15 protein-coding genes, 4 tRNA genes and 1 riboswitch are annotated in these 18,183 nt (G+C 60.5%); of the genes, 2 read left to right on the forward strand and 17 right to left on the reverse strand.

The genetic code is table 11. The annotated features are described in order from the left end of the window. Positions 1–148 precede the first annotated feature (148 nt). Positions 149–475 (forward strand): Arc family DNA-binding protein, encoded by a 327-nt coding sequence (locus AC07OF_RS21805; protein WP_038616878.1) that lies wholly within the window; start codon positions 149–151, stop codon positions 473–475. A 68-nt stretch (positions 476–543) separates the two neighbouring features. Here AC07OF_RS21805 and mgtE read toward each other — a convergent pair whose 3' ends face one another. The 8 genes from mgtE to alaS form a co-directional block, all read right to left on the reverse strand. After that, positions 544–1,986, reverse strand: a complete 1,443-nt coding sequence (mgtE, locus tag AC07OF_RS21810) for a magnesium transporter (protein WP_157193543.1) — start codon at positions 1,984–1,986, stop codon at positions 544–546. A gap of 332 nt (positions 1,987–2,318) precedes the next feature. Further along, positions 2,319–2,395 (reverse strand) — tRNA-Arg (locus tag AC07OF_RS21815). A 77-nt stretch (positions 2,396–2,472) separates the two neighbouring features. Beyond that, positions 2,473–2,549: transfer RNA gene (locus AC07OF_RS21820), tRNA-Arg, on the reverse strand. A 77-nt stretch (positions 2,550–2,626) separates the two neighbouring features. Then, positions 2,627–2,703: transfer RNA gene (locus AC07OF_RS21825), tRNA-Arg, on the reverse strand. Positions 2,704–2,811: 108 nt separating this feature from the next. Beyond that, a tRNA-Ser gene (locus tag AC07OF_RS21830) sits at positions 2,812–2,902 on the reverse strand. Positions 2,903–2,974: 72 nt separating this feature from the next. Continuing rightward, on the reverse strand, positions 2,975–3,163 hold the full coding sequence (gene csrA, locus AC07OF_RS21835; RefSeq protein ID WP_002554426.1) for a carbon storage regulator CsrA: 189 nt from the start codon (positions 3,161–3,163) through the stop codon (positions 2,975–2,977). 184 nt (positions 3,164–3,347) lie between these two features. Beyond that, a complete protein-coding gene (locus AC07OF_RS21840) occupies positions 3,348–4,583 on the reverse strand; it encodes an aspartate kinase (RefSeq protein WP_157193544.1) in 1,236 nt (411 codons plus the stop codon). An 88-nt stretch (positions 4,584–4,671) separates the two neighbouring features. Then, positions 4,672–7,290: an alanine--tRNA ligase gene (gene alaS / locus AC07OF_RS21845; RefSeq protein WP_157193545.1), complete on the reverse strand. Its 2,619-nt coding sequence runs from the start codon at positions 7,288–7,290 to the stop codon at positions 4,672–4,674. A gap of 294 nt (positions 7,291–7,584) precedes the next feature. Then, positions 7,585–7,737, forward strand: a riboswitch (FMN riboswitch). 93 nt (positions 7,738–7,830) lie between these two features. On the opposite strand from alaS, the gene AC07OF_RS21850 reads away from it, so the two are divergent. Beyond that, entirely contained in the window at positions 7,831–8,337 is a 507-nt protein-coding gene (locus AC07OF_RS21850) for a 6,7-dimethyl-8-ribityllumazine synthase (protein ID WP_157193546.1), read from the forward strand. Positions 8,338–8,422: 85 nt separating this feature from the next. Here the strand turns inward: AC07OF_RS21850 and astE are convergent, their stop codons facing one another. The 9 genes from astE to AC07OF_RS21895 form a co-directional block, all read right to left on the reverse strand. Beyond that, on the reverse strand, positions 8,423–9,430 hold the full coding sequence (gene astE, locus AC07OF_RS21855; protein ID WP_157193547.1) for a succinylglutamate desuccinylase: 1,008 nt from the start codon (positions 9,428–9,430) through the stop codon (positions 8,423–8,425). 10 nt (positions 9,431–9,440) lie between these two features. Further along, complete coding sequence (locus tag AC07OF_RS21860) at positions 9,441–9,731, reverse strand: hypothetical protein (protein ID WP_038613463.1); 291 nt, start codon at positions 9,729–9,731, stop codon at positions 9,441–9,443. A 14-nt stretch (positions 9,732–9,745) separates the two neighbouring features. Beyond that, the gene (gene astB / locus AC07OF_RS21865) at positions 9,746–11,095 is read right to left on the reverse strand and encodes an N-succinylarginine dihydrolase (RefSeq protein ID WP_495073434.1); all 1,350 of its coding nucleotides are present in this window, start codon (positions 11,093–11,095) and stop codon (positions 9,746–9,748) included. Positions 11,096–11,119: 24 nt separating this feature from the next. After that, positions 11,120–12,586 carry a succinylglutamate-semialdehyde dehydrogenase gene (gene astD / locus AC07OF_RS21870; RefSeq protein ID WP_198325442.1) on the reverse strand — a complete coding sequence of 489 codons (1,467 nt, stop codon included), beginning with the start codon at positions 12,584–12,586 and terminating at the stop codon, positions 11,120–11,122. Continuing rightward, a complete protein-coding gene (gene astA / locus AC07OF_RS21875; RefSeq protein WP_157193550.1) occupies positions 12,583–13,608 on the reverse strand; it encodes an arginine N-succinyltransferase in 1,026 nt (341 codons plus the stop codon). The genes astD and astA overlap by 4 nt, the downstream gene beginning before the upstream one ends. 74 nt (positions 13,609–13,682) lie before the next feature. Beyond that, complete coding sequence (aruF, locus tag AC07OF_RS21880) at positions 13,683–14,702, reverse strand: arginine/ornithine succinyltransferase subunit alpha (RefSeq protein ID WP_157193551.1); 1,020 nt, start codon at positions 14,700–14,702, stop codon at positions 13,683–13,685. A gap of 133 nt (positions 14,703–14,835) precedes the next feature. Continuing rightward, positions 14,836–16,056, reverse strand: a complete 1,221-nt coding sequence (locus AC07OF_RS21885) for an aspartate aminotransferase family protein (protein ID WP_476445858.1) — start codon at positions 16,054–16,056, stop codon at positions 14,836–14,838. Between the two features lie 281 nt (positions 16,057–16,337). Continuing rightward, positions 16,338–17,318 (reverse strand): transcriptional regulator ArgR, encoded by a 981-nt coding sequence (gene argR, locus AC07OF_RS21890; RefSeq protein WP_157193553.1) that lies wholly within the window; start codon positions 17,316–17,318, stop codon positions 16,338–16,340. Between the two features lie 98 nt (positions 17,319–17,416). Further along, a complete protein-coding gene (locus tag AC07OF_RS21895) occupies positions 17,417–18,181 on the reverse strand; it encodes an ABC transporter ATP-binding protein (protein ID WP_045189755.1) in 765 nt (254 codons plus the stop codon). Positions 18,182–18,183 lie beyond the last annotated feature (2 nt).

The following is an 18,183-nucleotide window of genomic DNA, read 5'->3' on the forward strand; positions in this document are numbered from 1 at the left end:
ATTGACGCCAAGGAACCGGCGACAATGAGGCATGATTCACACCTCATTCACAATTCAGGTTGAACATTTTGTCGCCGTGATGGTCGTACTGAGATCGTGCGGCCAATTTCGAGAACCGCTTCCCCCTGAACTAAAACCGGTCAATTATATGCGCCCAATGAAACAGGCTGTTTACTCTAGCCGCACCGCTGACAAATTCGTCGTCCGCCTCCCCGACGGAATGCGTGAGCGCATTGCCGAAGTAGCGCGCCACCACCATCGCAGCATGAACTCGGAAATCATCGCCCGCCTGGAGCAGAGCCTGATCCAGGAAGGAGCCCTGGGTGACGAGCTGAGCATGCGCCTGGACAGCCCGGAGCTGTCGCTGCATGAACGTGAATTGCTGCAACGCTTCCGCCAACTTTCCCATCGCCAGCAGAACGCGCTGGTGGCCTTGATTGCTCACGACGTCGAGATGGCTGCAGACGCTTCCTGATTCACTGCCCGTCGCAATAAAAAAAGCCAGCGAATGCTGGCTTTTTTGTGTCTGGGCTGCAGCAGCCCTTACAACAGGAAGATGGTCGCAAGACCAAGGAAGATAAAGAACCCGCCACTGTCGGTCATGGCAGTGATCATCACGCTGGCACCCATGGCCGGGTCGCGCCCCAGGCGTGCCAGGGTCATTGGAATCAACACGCCCATCAGTGCCGCAAGCAGCAGATTGAGGGTCATTGCCGCGGTCATCACCACGCCCAGCGACCAGCTGCCATACAGCAGATAGGCCACCACACCGATCACTCCGCCCCACACCAGGCCGTTGATCAAGGCCACCGCCAGCTCTTTGCGCATCAGCCGCGTGGTGTTGCCCGGACTGACCTGGTCAAGCGCCATGGCACGCACAATCATGGTGATGGTCTGGTTGCCGGAGTTGCCGCCGATACCCGCCACGATCGGCATCAGTGCCGCCAGCGCCACCAGCTTCTCGATCGAGCCCTCGAACAGGCCGATCACCCGCGAGGCCACGAATGCGGTAATCAGGTTGATCGCCAGCCACGCCCAACGGTTGCGTAACGAACGCCAAACCGAGGCAAAGATGTCTTCCTCTTCGCGCAGACCGGCCATGTTCAGCACTTCGGTCTCGCTTTCCTCACGAATCAGGTCGACCATCTCGTCAATGGTCAAACGACCGATCAGGCGACCGTTCTTGTCCACCACCGGCGCCGATACCAGGTCGTAACGCTCGAACGCCTGCGCGGCGTCGTACGCATCTTCTTCCGGCTGGAACACCACCGGGTCATCGGCCATGACTTCGGCCACCTGCTTTTCGGGGTCGTTGACCAGCAGACGCTTGATCGGCAGCACGCCCTTGAGGATGCCGTCGTAATCGACCACGAAGAGTTTGTCGGTATGCCCTGGCAGCTCCTTGAGACGGCGCAGGTAACGCAATACCACTTCCAGGCTGACGTCTTCACGGATGGTGACCATCTCGAAGTCCATCAGCGCACCGACCTGCTCCTCGTCATAGCTCAGCGCGGAGCGGACGCGCTCTCGCTGCTGGGCATCGAGGGTTTCCATCAACTCATGGACAACGTCGCGCGGCAGCTCTGGCGCCAGGTCGGCCAACTCGTCGGCGTCCATCTCCTTGGCGGCGGCGAGCAGTTCATGATCGTCCATGTCGGCGATCAGGGTTTCACGAACCGAGTCGGATACTTCCAGGAGGATGTCGCCGTCGCGCTCGGCCTTGACCAGCTGCCAGACAGTCAGGCGATCGTCCAGGGGCAAGGCTTCGAGAATGTAAGCGACGTCAGCGGAGTGCAGATCATCGAGCTTGCGCTGCAGCTCGACGAGGTTCTGGCGGTGAACGAGGTTTTCTACCAGGTCATGGTGATGACCTTCCTGACGGTGAGTCAGGTCTTCGACCACGCGTTGACGCTGCAGCAGCTCGACCACCTGAGCCAGGCGATCCTGCAAGCTCTCTTGCGTCTTTTTTACTTCGATTTCAGTCATAGGCGAACTCCACTCCCAGCAGCGGAGCACGCCGGGAGAATCAATCAGTCAGATCTTGATTGGCAAAACTTGCTATTGAGTAACTACTGGGTAAGTCCATGGTGGTTTTCCACAAGCCCCGGCGGGGCTGACGGGCGCAATCATACACCGCTTGAGCTGTCAGGGTGCTGAAAAAATCGTGGCTAGAACAATCGTTTGCGAGACATAGCTATGACAACCTGTGCCGCTATCAGTGCGACGGCGGCCAAGGTAAAAAAAACACATGTCAGGAAGAAAAACACAGAACGCAGAAAAGCAAAAAGCCCGCCTTGGTAGGCGGGCTTTCTGTTGTATGGTGCACTCAGGAGGATTCGAACCTCCGACCGCTCGGTTCGTAGCCGAGTACTCTATCCAGCTGAGCTATGAGTGCAGGGTTGGCGCTTGATGGACCAGATCACCTCTGGTTGAAGCTGAAACAACTTTCAAGATGAAAACTGTTTCGTCGTATGGTGCACTCAGGAGGATTCGAACCTCCGACCGCTCGGTTCGTAGCCGAGTACTCTATCCAGCTGAGCTATGAGTGCAGGGTTGGCGCTTGATGGACCAGATCACCTCTGGTTGAAGCTGAAGCAACTTTCAAGAAGAAAACTGCTTCGTCGTATGGTGCACTCAGGAGGATTCGAACCTCCGACCGCTCGGTTCGTAGCCGAGTACTCTATCCAGCTGAGCTATGAGTGCATTTGTTACCGCGCATTATAGGCCGCTAAATCTTTTTGCCAACCACTTTTTCGTTTAATTTCAACGACTTAGGCGATTCAGGCAGATTACAGCGTCCTACATGAATAATGGCGGAGAAGGGGGGATTCGAACCCCCGATACCCTTGTGAGGTATACTCCCTTAGCAGGGGAGCGCCTTCGGCCACTCGGCCACCTCTCCGCAACACGGGGCGTATAATAACCAGAGCTTTCCCCGTTTGCAAACTCTTTTTTGAAAAAAACTCGATAAAAATTAATGGCTTGGTTCTTCGTCCTTCTCTTTCTTGATCCGCAGGTAGATTTCCTCGCGGTGGACGGCCACTTCTTTAGGGGCGTTTACACCGATTCGCACCTGGTTTCCTTTGACGCCGAGCACGGTCACAGTGATTTCGCCATCGCCAATGATCAAGCTCTCGGCGCACCGACGAGTCAGAATCAACATACCTTTCTCCTCACGAAATTCAGTTCAGGGACAACAGTCTGCAAAAAAAAAGGGCTTCAGCCAGCAACCTGTGACGGCCACCGACCTACGCCTAAGTATTGACTAGCGCGAGTAAAACGACAGATTTCTCACACCCGCCAGAAAAGCGAAGGGCGCGGCTTAGCCGCGCCCTTGAGGCAACGCCTTACTCACCCTGTCGGGTAGGGGCGTCCAGTTCGAAAGCGGTATGCAGGGCGCGTACCGCCAGTTCCAGGTACTTCTCTTCAATCACTACCGAGACCTTGATCTCGGAGGTAGAGATCATCTGGATGTTGATGCTCTCTTTAGCCAGGGCTTCGAACATGCGGCTGGCCACACCGGCGTGGGAGCGCATGCCAACGCCAACGATCGAGACCTTGGCAATGTTGGTGTCGCCCACCACTTCGCGAGCGTTGAGCTCCTCGGCGGTTTTGTCCAGGACCTTGTGGGCCTTGTCGTAGTCGTTGCGGTGCACCGTGAAGGTGAAGTCGGTGGTGTTATCGTGCGAAACGTTCTGCACGATCATGTCGACTTCAATGTTCGCGGCGCTGATCGGACCGAGGATCTTGAAGGCAACGCCCGGGGTATCCGGTACGCCGCGAATGGTCAGCTTGGCTTCATCGCGATTGAAGGCGATGCCGGAAATGATCGGCTGTTCCATGGATTCCTCTTCATCAATAGTAATGAGGGTACCCGGACCCTCCTGGAAGCTGTGCAGCACGCGCAGCGGAACGTTGTACTTGCCGGCGAACTCGACGGCACGGATCTGCAGGACCTTGGAACCGAGGCTGGCCATTTCCAGCATCTCTTCGAAGGTGATCTTGTCCAGACGCTGAGCCTGGGACACCACACGCGGATCGGTGGTGTAGACACCATCGACGTCGGTGTAGATCTGGCATTCGTCCGCCTTGAGCGCAGCCGCCAGGGCAACACCGGTAGTGTCGGAGCCACCGCGACCGAGCGTAGTGATGTTGCCGTGCTCGTCCACACCCTGGAAGCCTGCGACCACGACCACGCGACCGGCCTTGATATCGGCACGAATCTTCTGGTCGTCGATCTGCAGGATGCGCGCCTTGTTGTGCGCGCTGTCAGTGAGGATGCGCACCTGGTTGCCGGTGTACGACACCGCAGGAATCCCCCGCTTCATCAGGGCCATGGCCAGCAAGGCGATGGTCACCTGCTCGCCAGTGGACACGATCACATCCAGCTCTCGCGGAACCGGCTGATCACTGATCTGCTTGGCCAGGTCGATCAGGCGATTGGTTTCGCCACTCATCGCCGATAGCACAACCACCAGGTCATCGCCGGCCTCGCGGAATTTCTTGACCTTTTCGGCAACCTGCTCGATTCGCTCGACCGTGCCGACCGAAGTGCCGCCAAATTTCTGTACGATCAACGCCATTTCAAAGCCGCCTCAGCCCATGAAGGGCACCCAATAAACATTCAAACGACGCCACGGCCCGCCACTAGACGACGGGCCGAACAGCGCCTTAAACGCCCTGCTCCACAAATGGCACGGTCAGGGCCAGCGCGTTGTCCAGCGCGGCGGTATCAACGCCACCACCTTGCGCCATGTCCGGACGACCGCCACCCTTGCCGCCCACTGCGGCAGCGGCTTGCTTCATCAAATCACCGGCTTTGAGTTGGCCAGTCAGGTCTTTGGTCACACCGGCAACCAGTACGACCTTTTCCTCATGGACACTGCCGAGCAGGATCACTGCGCGGCCGAGTTTGTTCTTCAGCTGATCGACCAGCGCCAGCAGCGCCTTGCCGTCCTGACCATCCAGGCGTGCAGCCAGGACTTTAACGCCCTTGACCTCAACAGCCGAGTTGGACAGGTCGTCACCGGCAGCACTGGCGGCCTTGGCCTGCAGTTGCTCCAGTTGTTTTTCCAGCTGGCGGTTGCGCTCGAGCACGGCCGAAAGCTTGTCGATCAGGTTGTCGCGACTGCCCTTGACCAGTTGCGCGGCTTCCTTGAGCTGCTCTTCGGCAGCATTGAGGTAAGCCAGTGCCGCCTCGCCAGTGACCGCTTCGATACGGCGCACGCCGGAGGCCACACCGCCTTCGCTGATGATCTTGAGCAGGCCGATATCACCGGTACGCTTGGCGTGGATACCACCGCACAGCTCGACGGAGAAGTCGCCGCCCATGCTCAGTACACGCACGCTGTCGCCGTATTTCTCGCCGAACAGCGCCATGGCGCCCTTCTGCTTGGCGGTATCGATATCGGTCTCTTCGGTTTGCACCTCGGAGTTCTTGCGCACTTCGCGGTTGACGATGTCTTCCAGGGCCTTGAGCTGCTCCGGCTTGACCGCTTCGAAGTGACTGAAGTCGAAACGCAGGCGCTGGCTGTCGACCAGCGAGCCTTTCTGTTGTACGTGATCACCCAGCACCTGACGCAGCGCTGCATGCAGCAGGTGAGTGGCGGAGTGGTTCAGCGAGGTGGCGTGCTGGACATCGGCGTCGACCTTGGCCTGAACCTTGGAGCCGACCACCAGGGTGCCGCTGGCGACCACGCCGTGGTGCAGGAAGGCGCCGCCGGTCTTGGTGGTGTCACGCACGTCAAAGCGTACATTGCCAGCTTGCAGGTAACCGGTGTCACCCACCTGGCCACCGGATTCGGCGTAGAACGGTGTACGATCGAGGATCACTACGCCCTGCTCACCTTCAGCCAGTTGCTCGACGACTTTGCCGTCCTTATAAAGAGCAACGATGCTCGCTTCACCTTCGGTGCTGGTGTAGCCGGTGAATTCGGTGGCCACATCAACCTTGACCAGGGTGTTGTAGTCCAGACCAAAGGCGCTGGCGGAACGCGCGCGCTCACGCTGCGCTTCCATTTCCCGCTCGAAGCCTTCTTCGTCGATCGTCAGTTCGCGCTCGCGAGCGATGTCGGCGGTCAGGTCCATCGGGAAGCCGTAGGTGTCGTAGAGTTTGAACACCACATCACCTGGAACCACGCTGCCTTTGAGCTCGGCCAGATCCTGCTCGAGGATCTTCAGGCCCTGCTCCAGGGTCTTGGCGAACTGCTCTTCTTCAGCCTTGAGCACGCGCTCAATGTTGGCTTGCTGCTGGGTGAGCTCCGGGAAGGCTTCGCCCATCTCGGCGACCAGCGCCGCAACGATCTTGTAGAAGAAGCTGCCAGTGGCGCCCAGCTTGTTGCCGTGACGGCAGGCGCGACGAATGATCCGGCGCAGTACATAGCCACGACCTTCGTTGGACGGCAATACGCCGTCGGCAATCAGGAAGCCGCACGAACGGATGTGGTCGGATACCACCTTGAGCGACGACTGCTCTTCGTTCTTGCAGCCGATGGCCGCAGCAGACGCTTCGAGCAGGCTGCGGAACAGGTCGATCTCATAGTTCGAGTGCACGTGCTGCATGACCGCACTGATGCGCTCCAGACCCATGCCGGTGTCCACCGACGGTGCCGGCAGCGGGTGCAGTACGCCGTCGGCGGTGCGGTTGAACTGCATGAAGACGTTGTTCCAGATCTCGATGTAACGGTCACCGTCTTCTTCCGGCGAGCCGGGTGGGCCGCCCCAGATGTCCGGGCCGTGATCGTAGAAGATCTCGGTGCAAGGACCGCACGGGCCGGTATCGCCCATGGTCCAGAAGTTGTCGGAGGCGTACGGCGCGCCCTTATTGTCGCCAATACGCACCATGCGCTCGGCCGGGACGCCGATTTCCTGGGTCCAGATGTCGTATGCCTCGTCATCGCTGGCATAGACGGTAACCCAGAGTTTTTCTTCCGGCAGGTTCAGCACCTTGGTCAGGAAGGTCCAGGCGTAGGTGATGGCGTCTTTCTTGAAATAGTCACCGAAGCTGAAGTTACCCAGCATTTCGAAGAAGGTGTGGTGACGGGCGGTGTAGCCGACGTTTTCCAGGTCGCTGTTCTTGCCACCGGCGCGCACGCACTTCTGGCTGCTGGTCGCGCGGGTGTAGGCGCGCTTTTCCTGGCCAAGGAAGCAGTCCTTGAACTGGTTCATCCCCGCGTTGGTGAACAGCAGGGTCGGGTCGTTGCCCGGAATCAAGGAGCTGGAGGCAACTCGGGTATGTCCCTGCTCTTCGAAGAAGCGAAGGAAGGCTTCACGGATTTCTGCGCTTTTCATAGGTTCTTCCACGGAAACGGCGGCCTTACGGCAAATGCTTGCGTCAAATTGACGAAACGACGGCAAAGGGCCGCATTATATCGGGCCTTAGGCTCGGATGCAGTGTGTTTATGCTATAGAAACCGTCAATTGGACGCTCTGCAACCTTCAGCTGATCTCGTATTACTGGGGATGCGAGGTGGAATTGGCAAGGTTTCCCGGATGAAATGCCATTCATCCGCAAAAAAATCGTTAGCAGCCTATACGTTTGCTTCACATATGTGCTAATAATTCTCCGCCGCCGACGCCCGGTGGCAACGTTCTCAGGGCGGGGTGCAATTCCCCACCGGCGGTAATTGCGCAACCTGCGCATAGCCCGCGAGCGCTTGCAGGCTTTTCTTGCAAGGTCAGCAGACCCGGTGTGATTCCGGGGCCGACGGTCATAGTCCGGATAAAGAGAGAACGGGATAGGCACGCCTGTGCCTGTCGTTGCGCACCTGCGCGGCGAAATCCCCTTCGATCCAGATGCCCTGTTTCTCATACAAACAGGAGTCCGTTTCAATGCAACCTACCGCAATCGATAGCAAAAACCCTTCCCACGAGCGCATCGCCTTCATCCAGGCCTGCTGGCACAAGGATATTGTCGATCAGGCACGTAAAGCCTTCGTCGAGGAAATGGGCGTTTTGGGCTATCAGGCAAGCGATATCGATTTCTTTGAAGTCGGTGGCGCCTTCGAAATCCCCCTGCACGCCAAGCTGCTGGCCCGTAGCGGTCGCTATGCCGGCATTGTTGCCGCTGGCCTGGTCGTCGATGGCGGCCTGTACCGCCACGAGTTCGTTGCGCAGTCAGTGATCAGCGGGCTGATGCAGGTTCAGCTGGAAACCGAGGTACCGGTGTTCTCGGTGGTCCTGACCCCGCATCACTTCCACGCCGGTGATGAGCATCAGAACTTCTACTTCGAGCATTTCCTGGTCAAGGGTGCCGAGGCGGCGAAGACCTGTGCCGATACGCTGCAGAAGTTGCGCGCCCTGCGCCGCAATGACCTGGCGCAGAAACGCGTAGGTTGATACTGGTAGGAGCGGGCTTGCCCCGCGATTGCGGAGTGTCAGTCACTCTGAATCGCGGGCAAGCCCGCTCCCACCAAAGCCCGATTCAGGCCAACTGATCGGGCGTGGTCGGCACGATCAGAATCCCTGCGCGCAAGCCATTCTTGACCTTGGGATTGGGGAAAATGATCCGCGCCCCCTCCTCTTCGACGATCCAGCGCGTGCTGCTCAGGTCTTCTGCCAGCAGATAGCCCTTGGACAATTCTGAAAAATTCTCGATATCCGCCGGCAGATGCAAGTGGAAGCTGTCGCTGTGCTTGATGATCTCGCGAGCTACGCTAAACAGCTGCAAGCCATCCAGCGCTTCAGGTTCTTCAGGCTCGTTGCCTTCGATGATCTGCTTGAGGCGGGTTTCCAGGCGCTCAAGGTTGACCTGCGCGTTCTGCCCAAAAGGCCGCGCCTTGCCCAGCTCCAGGGTAAAGGCTTCAGCATCGAGCGTTTCGTAGGTGTAGGCGGTAAAGGTGACCGAGGTCTTGCTTTGCAGCAACACAGCCTCCATGCCTGCCGCACGCAGGCGCGCCAGCTCGCGACGAGAATGCTGGCGACCTTCCTTGAACGGATACAGTGCAAACTGTTCGATCTTCGAACCGCGAATGGCGGTGTGCAGATCGTAGTGCAACCGGGTACGCCCGGGCACACTGAAAAAGGTGGTGGCCAGACGCTCCAGCTCGCAAGCGCGCAACGCTTCCGAACCACTGGAGAGCTCATGCCGACCATTGAACAGACGGTTGACGTCCTGCTCCAGATAACGCTCGCCCTTGCGGATCGCCTCGGGGTTGCCAAACAGGAACAGAATCCGCGCCCGCGGCTTGATCTCGCCCTTGGCGATGCCATGCAGCAACTCGTCGAGCAACTCGATGGGGGCGGTTTCGTTACCGTGGATACCTGCAGAAAGCAGCAGGTCCATGCCGTTGTCACGCGCTTCAGGAGGGCGCACTTCAAGCGCCCCCTCGCCAAGCCAGCGCATGCGCACGCCGTCGACAGTCAGCTGGGTCTTCTCTGCCGGTTCACGACCGGCAAGGGTCAGTTCGAGCAGTTTGCCGAGGGCGAGCATGGGCTATTCCTTAGTGATGGTGGCCGCAATCAGGACCATGTACGTGATCATCATCGCCGCCGGCGTCAGCCGGTTCCATTTCCAGCTGCAGGCTGACCAGGTTGGTGGCCAGCGGGCGCAGCAACAGATTGGCGTACTCTTCGTCGTCTTCTTCGACGTCGACACCGATCAGCAGCTGACCACGGCCATCCTGCTGAATCCATACCTCCTTGCCTTGCCAGACCACCGCAAAGCGGGTGCAGGAAGTTTCCAGCTGGGTACCATCGTCATCTTCAAGGATCAGCTGCAGGGTGTCGGACATAGTCGAATTCTCTCTCAAGGTTGGAGTTGGAACGGATAGACCGAACCCAGTTTGAGGATCTGGGTCAGCTCATCCAGTGCCGTACGGCACTCCAGCAACAGTTGCGGGTCCGCCAGGTCGGCTTCGCTCAGGCGGTCGCGGTAGTGCTTGTCGACCCACTGGGTCAGGGTGTCGTACAGCGGCGCCGTCATGATAACCCCTGGATTGACCGCTGCCAGTTCAGTTTCATTGAGTGCCACGCGCAAACGCAGGCACGCCGGGCCACCGCCGTTCTGCATGCTCTGCTTGAGGTCGAATACCTTGACCTCGGCAACCGGACCGCCCTGGCCGGTCAACGCCGACAGGTAGGCCCAGACCCGCTCGTTGTTGCGGCACTCTTCCGGGACGATCAGCAGCATCGAACCGTCGGCACGGGTCAGCAGCTGGCTGTTGAACAGGTACGAACGCACCGCATCCTCTACCGTGACAGCCGAGCGTGGCACGCAGATCGCCTTGAAGTTGCCACCCCGTTTAGCCAGTTTAGCTTGCAGTTGGCCAAGCATCGCCTCGGTCTCGAGGAAGGCGTCTTCGTGGTAGAACAGCACCTCGCCGTTACCCACCGCGATCACGTCGTTGTGGAACACACCCTGGTCGATCACCGCCGGGTTCTGCTGGGCAAACACTACCCCCTCCTCGCTCAGCCCGTGCAGCCGGGCGACCGCCTGGGAAGCCTCGAGGGTCTGGCGCGCCGGGTACTTCTGCGGGGCCGGGTAGCGGGTGTCGAAGGCGCTGCGGCCGTAGACGAAGAACTCCACGCCAGCCTCACCGTAGCTGCGGCAGAAGCGCGTGTGGTTGGCGGCGCCTTCATCACCGAACTGCGCCACCGCCGGCAACGCGGCATGGTGGGCAAAGTGCTTGTTGTCGGCGAACATCGCCCCGAGCACACGACTGGTGGTCGGGTGCTCGATGCTGCGGTGATACTTGCAGTTGAGGTTGGCGGCGGTGAAATGCACGCGGCCGTCGGCGGTGTCGGCACTCGGACTGACCGTGGCGGCGTTGGCCACCCACATGCTCGACGCCGAGCAGCTGGCGACCAGCAATGGCATCGCTTCTTTGGCGGCGCGCTGGATCACCTCGGCATCAGTGCCGCAGAAGCCCAGCCGGCGCAGTGCGCCAACGTCCGGACGCTCCTGCGGGGCGAGAACACCCTGCTGGAACCCCATCTCCATCAACGCCTTCATCTTCGCCAGGCCCTGACGCGCGGCTTCGCGCGGGTTGGAGCCCTGCTGGCTGTTGCTCTGCGAGGCAACGTTGCCGTAGGACAGCCCGCCGTAGTTATGCGTCGGTCCCACCAGACCATCAAAGTTCACTTCAAACGATTTCATCGGCAAGGCTCCGTGGACCTTTTGTTATAGGGAGACGCCTGGCGTCAGCGTGGCAGGCAGGGTCAGGCTGGCGGTCTCCAGCGAGGCTACCGGGTAAGCGCAATAGTCGGCTGCATAGTAGGCACTGGCGCGATGGTTGCCGCTGGCACCCACACCACCGAACGGCGCACTGCTGGCAGCACCGGTCAATTGCTTGTTCCAGTTGACGATGCCCGCGCGGCTTTGCAGCCAGAAGTACTGATAACGGGCATGCGAGTCGGACAGCAAACCGGCGGCAAGGCCGTACTGGGTGTTGTTGGCTTCGGCAATCGCCGCGTCGAAATCGCTGTAGCGAATGACCTGCAGCAGCGGGCCGAAAAACTCTTCGTCCGGGCGCTCGGCTACAGCGGTTACATCGACGATACCAGGGGTCAGCAAGGCAGCAGAGGCTTGCGGCTGGGTCATGCCCAGCAGCGACACGCCACCGTTGCTCAGCAATTGTGCCTGGGCATCGAGCAGCGCCTTGGCGGCCGTCAGCGAGATGACCGAACCCATGAACGGTGCCGGTTGCTGATCGAAGGCGCCGACGGAGATGGTCTTGCACACCTCGACCAGACGCTTGAGCAGTGAATCGCCCCACGCGCCTTGCGGTACCAGCAGTCGACGCGCGCAAGTGCAGCGCTGACCGGCAGAGATGAACGCCGACTGGATGATGGTGTAGACCGCCGCATCCAGGTCCTTGACCTCATCGACCACCAGCGGATTGTTGCCGCCCATTTCCAGGGCCAGGATCTTGTCCGGACGGCCGGCGAACTGCTGGTGCAGCAAGTTGCCGGTACGGCTGGAACCGGTGAAGAACAGGCCATCGATGCCCGGGTTGGCAGCCAGGGCCACGCCGGTTTCACGCGCACCCTGAACCAGGTTCAAGACGCCCGCCGGCAGGCCGGCTTCGATCCAGCACTTGACCGTCAGCTCGGCAACCTTGGGGGTCAGTTCACTGGGCTTGAACACCACAGTGTTACCGGCCAGCAGCGCCGGTACGATGTGACCGTTAGGCAGATGGCCAGGGAAGTTGTAGGGCCCGAACACCGCTACCACACCATGAGGCTTGTGGCGCAATACGGCGGTGGCATCGGCCAGCGGGCCGCTCTTCTCACCGGTACGCTCGCGGTAGCTCTGTACCGAAATGGCGACCTTGTTGACCATGCTGGTCACTTCGGTAGCGGACTCCCACAGCGGCTTGCCGGTTTCTTCACCAATGCAACGGGCCAGCTCGTCAGCGTTAGCCTTGAGCGCTGCAGCAAAGGCTTCGAGCACACTGATGCGAGCCTCCAGCGACTGCAGCGCCCAGCCGGCAAAGGCCTGGCGCGCTGCCTTGACGGCGCTATCGACCTGCTCGGCACTGGCACCCTGGCCTTGCCAGATAACCTTTTGACTGACCGGATCCAGCGATTGCAGCGCTTCGCCCTGCCCTGCCTGCCAGCTGCCGGCGATAAAGTGAGTCGTCATTATTTGGCCTCCCGGGCAGCAGACAGCGGCACGGCTCGCACCTGGTCACCGGCACTCAGGCGCAAGCGTTTTGCGGTCAACGGATCGACCACCAGGGTACCGGCCGCCAGGCGCGCCGGCGCCGCGGTGATGCGGCACTCTTCGCGCTTACGGTTATGGATGATGAAGGGCGTGGCATCGTCGCCCGGCGTGCCAACGGCCAGTACCAGCGCCTGGCTGTCGTGCACCGCACGAATCTTGCTGGTTTCGCATTCCACAGCGGGGCCTGCGTCGAAAATGTCGACATAGCCCTGATAGCTGAAGCCTTCGCTCTTGAGCATGGCCAAGGCCGGCTCGGTGTCGGTGTGGACGCGACCGATCACGCCACGAGCGGCTTCGGAAAGGAAACAGGTGTACAACGGAAACTTGGGCATCAGCTCGGCGATGAACGCTTTGTTGCCGACACCGGTCAGGTAATCGGCCTGGCTGAACTCCATTTTGAAGAAATGTCGACCCAGGCTCTCCCAAAACGGTGAACGCCCCTGCTCATCAGACATGCCGCGCATCTCGGCAATGATCTTGTTGCCGAACAGTTCGGCAAACTCGGCGATGAACAGCAGGCGCGCCTTGGCCAGCAGACGGCCGTTGAGGCCACTGCGATGGTCGCTGCGCAGGAATAACGAACACAGCTCGGAATTGCCGGTCAGGTCGTTGGCAAGGAACAGCGTCGGGATCTCGCGGTAGATGTTCAGCTCTTGCGAGGCGCTGACCGTCAGGCCGACCCGGTAGTTGTACCAGGGCTCACGCAAGCCGACCGCGCCGGCGATGGCGGAAATCCCGACCACCACGCCTTCGTCGTTTTCCAGCACGAACAGGTAGTCAGCGTCGCCACGCTCCGCTTCGCCACGGAAAGTTTTCTCGGCCCAGCTGACCCGGTGCGCCAGGCGCTCCTCGTTGGCCGGCAATGTGGTCAGGCCGGTGCCGGTGCTGCGCGCCAACTCGATCAGCGCCGGTAAATCGCTGCTGCGTACGGGACGAACGATCATGCTATCTCCTCGGGCGGCGGCCTTTGGCCTGCCGCGAAACTCGACCTGGGGGCTCGGTTATCGAACCGCAGGAATCAAACCGCGACCAAGCGCACACTGGCGCCTTCACCGACGCCCAGGGCTTCGGCGGCTTCAAGACTCAGGGTGACCGGTTTGCCAGGCACCCAGTCCAGTTCCAGGAGCACGGCACGGTAATCCTGCAACTGGCCATTGCACACCAGGTAAGGACGCCCGCCCTTGACCACGGCGCTGTCGAGCTTGACCGGCACCACGCGGCTCTGGGCAATCGAACGGATACTCGAGACCCGCGCATGCAAGGTCGGGCCACCGTCGAAAATGTCGATGTAGTGATCGGTCTCGAAGCCTTCGCGCATCAGGATGTCGAAGGTGATCTGCGCACGCGGATGCACCTGGCCCATGGCCTCTTGCGCGGCATCCGGCAGCAGCGGCACGTAGATCGGGTAATGCGGCATCAGCTCGGCCAGGAAGGTCCGGCTCTTGAGGCCACACAGGCGCTCGGCCTCGGCGTAGTTGAGGTCGAAGAAGTTACGCCCGATGGCATCCCAGAACGGCGAATCACCGTTCTCGTCGCTGTAGCCGACGATCTCGGTCACCACCGAGTCGGCGAAACGCTCGGGGTGAGCGGCCATGAACAGCAGGCGACCACGGGAGTTGAGCTCCGACCAGCCGGTGCCGACCAACTCTGGCAGGACGTAGAAGCTGGTCAGCAGGCTGTTGCCGGTCAGGTCATGGCACTGTGAAAGCACATGGATCTTGTTGTGGATCTTCAGCTCGCGCGAAGCATGCACAAAGGTCTCGTTACGGAAGCTGTAGAACGGTTCGGAATAACCCGCCGAGGCGACGATCGCCGAGCAGCCGACCAGCTTGCCGGTGCCGCTGTCTTCAAGCACGAAGAAATAGCTCTCTTCGCCGTTGAAACTGACTTCGGCAGCGAAGGACGTCTCCGAAGCGGCAATCTTGTCGCTCAGACGCTCGGCATCATCCGGCAAGGACGTGACACCAATGGGGCTGTCCGCTGCCAGACGCTGTACTTCGCCCAGATCAGCCATTTGCGCGGGGCGCATCACCAGCATGGTGTCACTCCTTTCGGGAAAACAGGCCAGCCATCGCCGGCACAGGAAAAATCAGCAAGCGCCCGCTGGGCACTGGCTCTGGAATTCGGATTCACCGGCCCCGAAAGGCCGGCGAAAGGACCGCAGGCGCTTATCAGGCCTGGGTCAGTTTTGCCGCAGCACGTTCGAAACGGTCCAGGCCTTCGTCGATATCGGCATCCTCGACCACCAGGCTCGGGGCGAAACGCACCACATCGGGACCGGCTTGCAGCACCATCAGGCCTTCTTTCTCGGCGGCGTTGAACACGTCCTTGGCCTTGCCTTTCCAGGCGTCGGTCAGCACGCAACCGATCAGCAGACCAATGCCACGCACCTGGGTGAACAGGCCGTACTTCTCGCCGATCTGCTCGAGGCGGGCTTTGAACTTCTGGTGCTTGGCCTTGACGCCCGCCAGCACCTCAGGGGTGTTGACCACGTCCAGCACGGCATTGGCCACGGCGCACGCCAGCGGGTTGCCGCCGTAGGTGGTGCCGTGGGTGCCGACGGCCAGGTGCTTGGCCAGGGCTTCGGTGGTCAGCATGGCGCCGATCGGGAAGCCGCCGCCCAGGCTCTTGGCGCTGGAGAGGATGTCCGGGGTCACGCCGTAGTGCATGTAGGCGAACAGCTCACCGGTACGGCCAACGCCGGTCTGCACTTCGTCGAAGATCAGCAACGCGTTGTGCTTGTCGCACAGCTCGCGGGCACCTTGCAGGTAAGCAACGTCTGCCGGGACCACACCGCTCTCGCCCTGGATCGGCTCGATGACCACGGCGCAGGTCTTGTCGGAGATCTGCGCCTTGAGTGCTTCCAGATCGTTGTACGGCACATGGCTGATGCCGGTGATTTTCGGGCCGAAACCGTCGGAGTACTTCGGCTGACCGCCGACACTCACGGTGAACAGGGTACGACCGTGGAAGCTGTTAACAGTGGCGATGATTTCGTGCTTTTCCGGGCCGAAACGGTCATGGGCGACACGACGGGCCAGCTTGAAGGCGGCTTCGTTGGCTTCGGCGCCGGAGTTGCAGAAGAACGCACGCTCAGCGAAGGTCGCGTCGACCAGCTTGTGGGCCAGACGCAGGGCGGGTTCGTTGGTGAATACGTTGGACACGTGCCACAGCTTGTTGGCCTGCTCGGTCAGCGCGCCAACCAGCGCCGGGTGTGCATGGCCCAACACGTTTACGGCAATCCCGCCCGCGAAGTCGATCAGCTCGCGGCCCGACTGATCCCAGACTCGGGAGCCAGCACCACGAACGGGGATAAAGGCCGCCGGTGCGTAATTGGGAACCATTACCTGGTCGAAATCGGCGCGTTGCACCGGAGCTTGCTCAACGGACATCGGAGTCTCCTGAAGAGGAACGCCTGCCTGAAACTGGCGAGCGATGGGGGGATTGTAAGGACAGATCGGCGCCCGGCCTTGTCGCCAAGCGACAACTTCTTATAGCGCCAAACCCTGTTTTACCAAGGCTTACGGCAATGCGACAAATAGGGTCGCAAAGGCGCAGTTTAAACGGTGTGCGGGGATGGGTGGGAGATTCTGTATGGACGGTTCGATCGCGGGACAAGCCTGCTTCCGCTGTCATGAAATCTGCGGGAGCCGGCTGGCCCCGCGATTAAAAATCAACCGCGCTCGGCAGGCACCGAAGACAACTCAAAAGGGCTGCTGCTTCGTCGCTGGTTGCGATCTTCCCGCGGCGTTGCGCCGAAGAAATTGCGATAAGCGCTGGAGAAGTGCGGCCCCGATGAGAAACCGCAAGACAGACCGATCTGGATGATCGACTTGCTGGTCTGCATCAGCATCTGCCGCGCCTTGTTCAGGCGCAGCTCAAGGTAGTACTGACTCGGCACGCGATTGAGGTATTGCTTGAAGATTCGCTCCAGCTGACGCCGCGAAACGCACACATGCTGAGCGATCTCATCGGTGGTCAACGGCTCTTCGATGTTGGCCTCCATCAACAGCACGGCCTGGGTCAGCTTCGGATGACTCGAGCCCAGGCGGTTCTGCAACGGAATACGCTGGCGCTCACCGCCCTCGCGAATCCGCTCGACCACCAATTCTTCCGACACCGCGCCGGCAAGCTCGGCGCCATGATCGCGGGCCAGCACCGCCAGCAACAGGTCGATCACCGACATTCCACCACAAGCAGTCAGGCGATCACGGTCCCAGTCGAACAGATGGCTGGTGGCGATAACCTTGGGGAAACGCTCGGCAAAATCATCCTGCCAACGCCAGTGCACTGCCGCACGATAGCCGTCGAGCAAACCCAGCTGGGCCAACGGGTAAACCCCCGCCGACAAGCCACCGACGACACAACCAGCACGGGCCAACTGCTTGAGCGCACTGGCCAGCCCGGATGCCACCGCCTGGGGCGGCTCGTCGGCCAGCAAAAACAGTTTCTGGAGACCCTCCAGGCGCCCGGCCCACGGCTCGCCCGGCAAGCGCCAGGCGCCTTCGACCGCAGGCTCGGCCTGCAGGAACGCCAACTCATAGACCACCTCTGGATGGACGCGCTGGGCAACCCGCAAAACCTCTTCGGCCAGCGCCAGGGTCAGGGCTTTGGTGCTGGGCCAGATGAGAAAACCGATGCGCTGGGTGGTCATGGGGTGCGGTCCGAAACCTGAGAGGGGTCAAGAAGATGGAGCCTGGTCATGCGGCGACGAGCTCGCAGCATGACCCATTTTGGTGCGGATCAGCAATCTTACTTGAGGCTGCCCGAAAGGAATTGCTGCAGACGCTCGGATTGCGGATTGACCAGCACCTCGCGTGGGTTGCCGCTCTCTTCCACCAGGCCTTTATGCAGGAACACCAACTGGTTCGACACCTCGCGGGCAAAGCCCATCTCGTGGGTCACCACCACCATGGTCCGGCCTTCCTGGGCCAGCGCCTGCATGACCTTGAGCACATCACCGACCAGCTCGGGGTCGAGCGCCGAGGTCGGCTCGTCGAACAGCATGACTTCCGGTTCCATGGCCAGCGCACGGGCAATCGCCACACGCTGCTGCTCACCACCGGACATATGCCCAGGGTAGGCGTCCTTACGATGAGCAACACCCACCTTGGCCAGGTAATGCTCGGCTTTTTCCAGGGCGTCCTTCTTCGACATGCCCAGCACGTGAACCGGTGCTTCGATGATGTTTTCCAGCGCGGTCATGTGCGACCACAGATTGAAGTGCTGGAACACCATCGACAGCCGCGAGCGCATGCGCTGCAGCTGCTTGGGATCGGCAGCCTTGAGCGCGCCGTCCTTGTTGGCCACCAGCTTGAGCTCTTCATTGTTGAGCAGGATCTTGCCGGCATGCGGCTGCTCAAGCAGGTTGATGCAGCGCAGGAAGGTACTTTTTCCCGAACCGCTGGAGCCGATGATGCTGATCACGTCGCCTGCCTTGGCCGCCAGGGACACGCCCTTGAGCACTTCGTGACTGCCGTAGCGTTTATGCAGATCTTGGATTTCGAGTTTGTACATGC

Source organism: Pseudomonas sp. GW821-FHT10B02 (assembly GCF_059415665.1).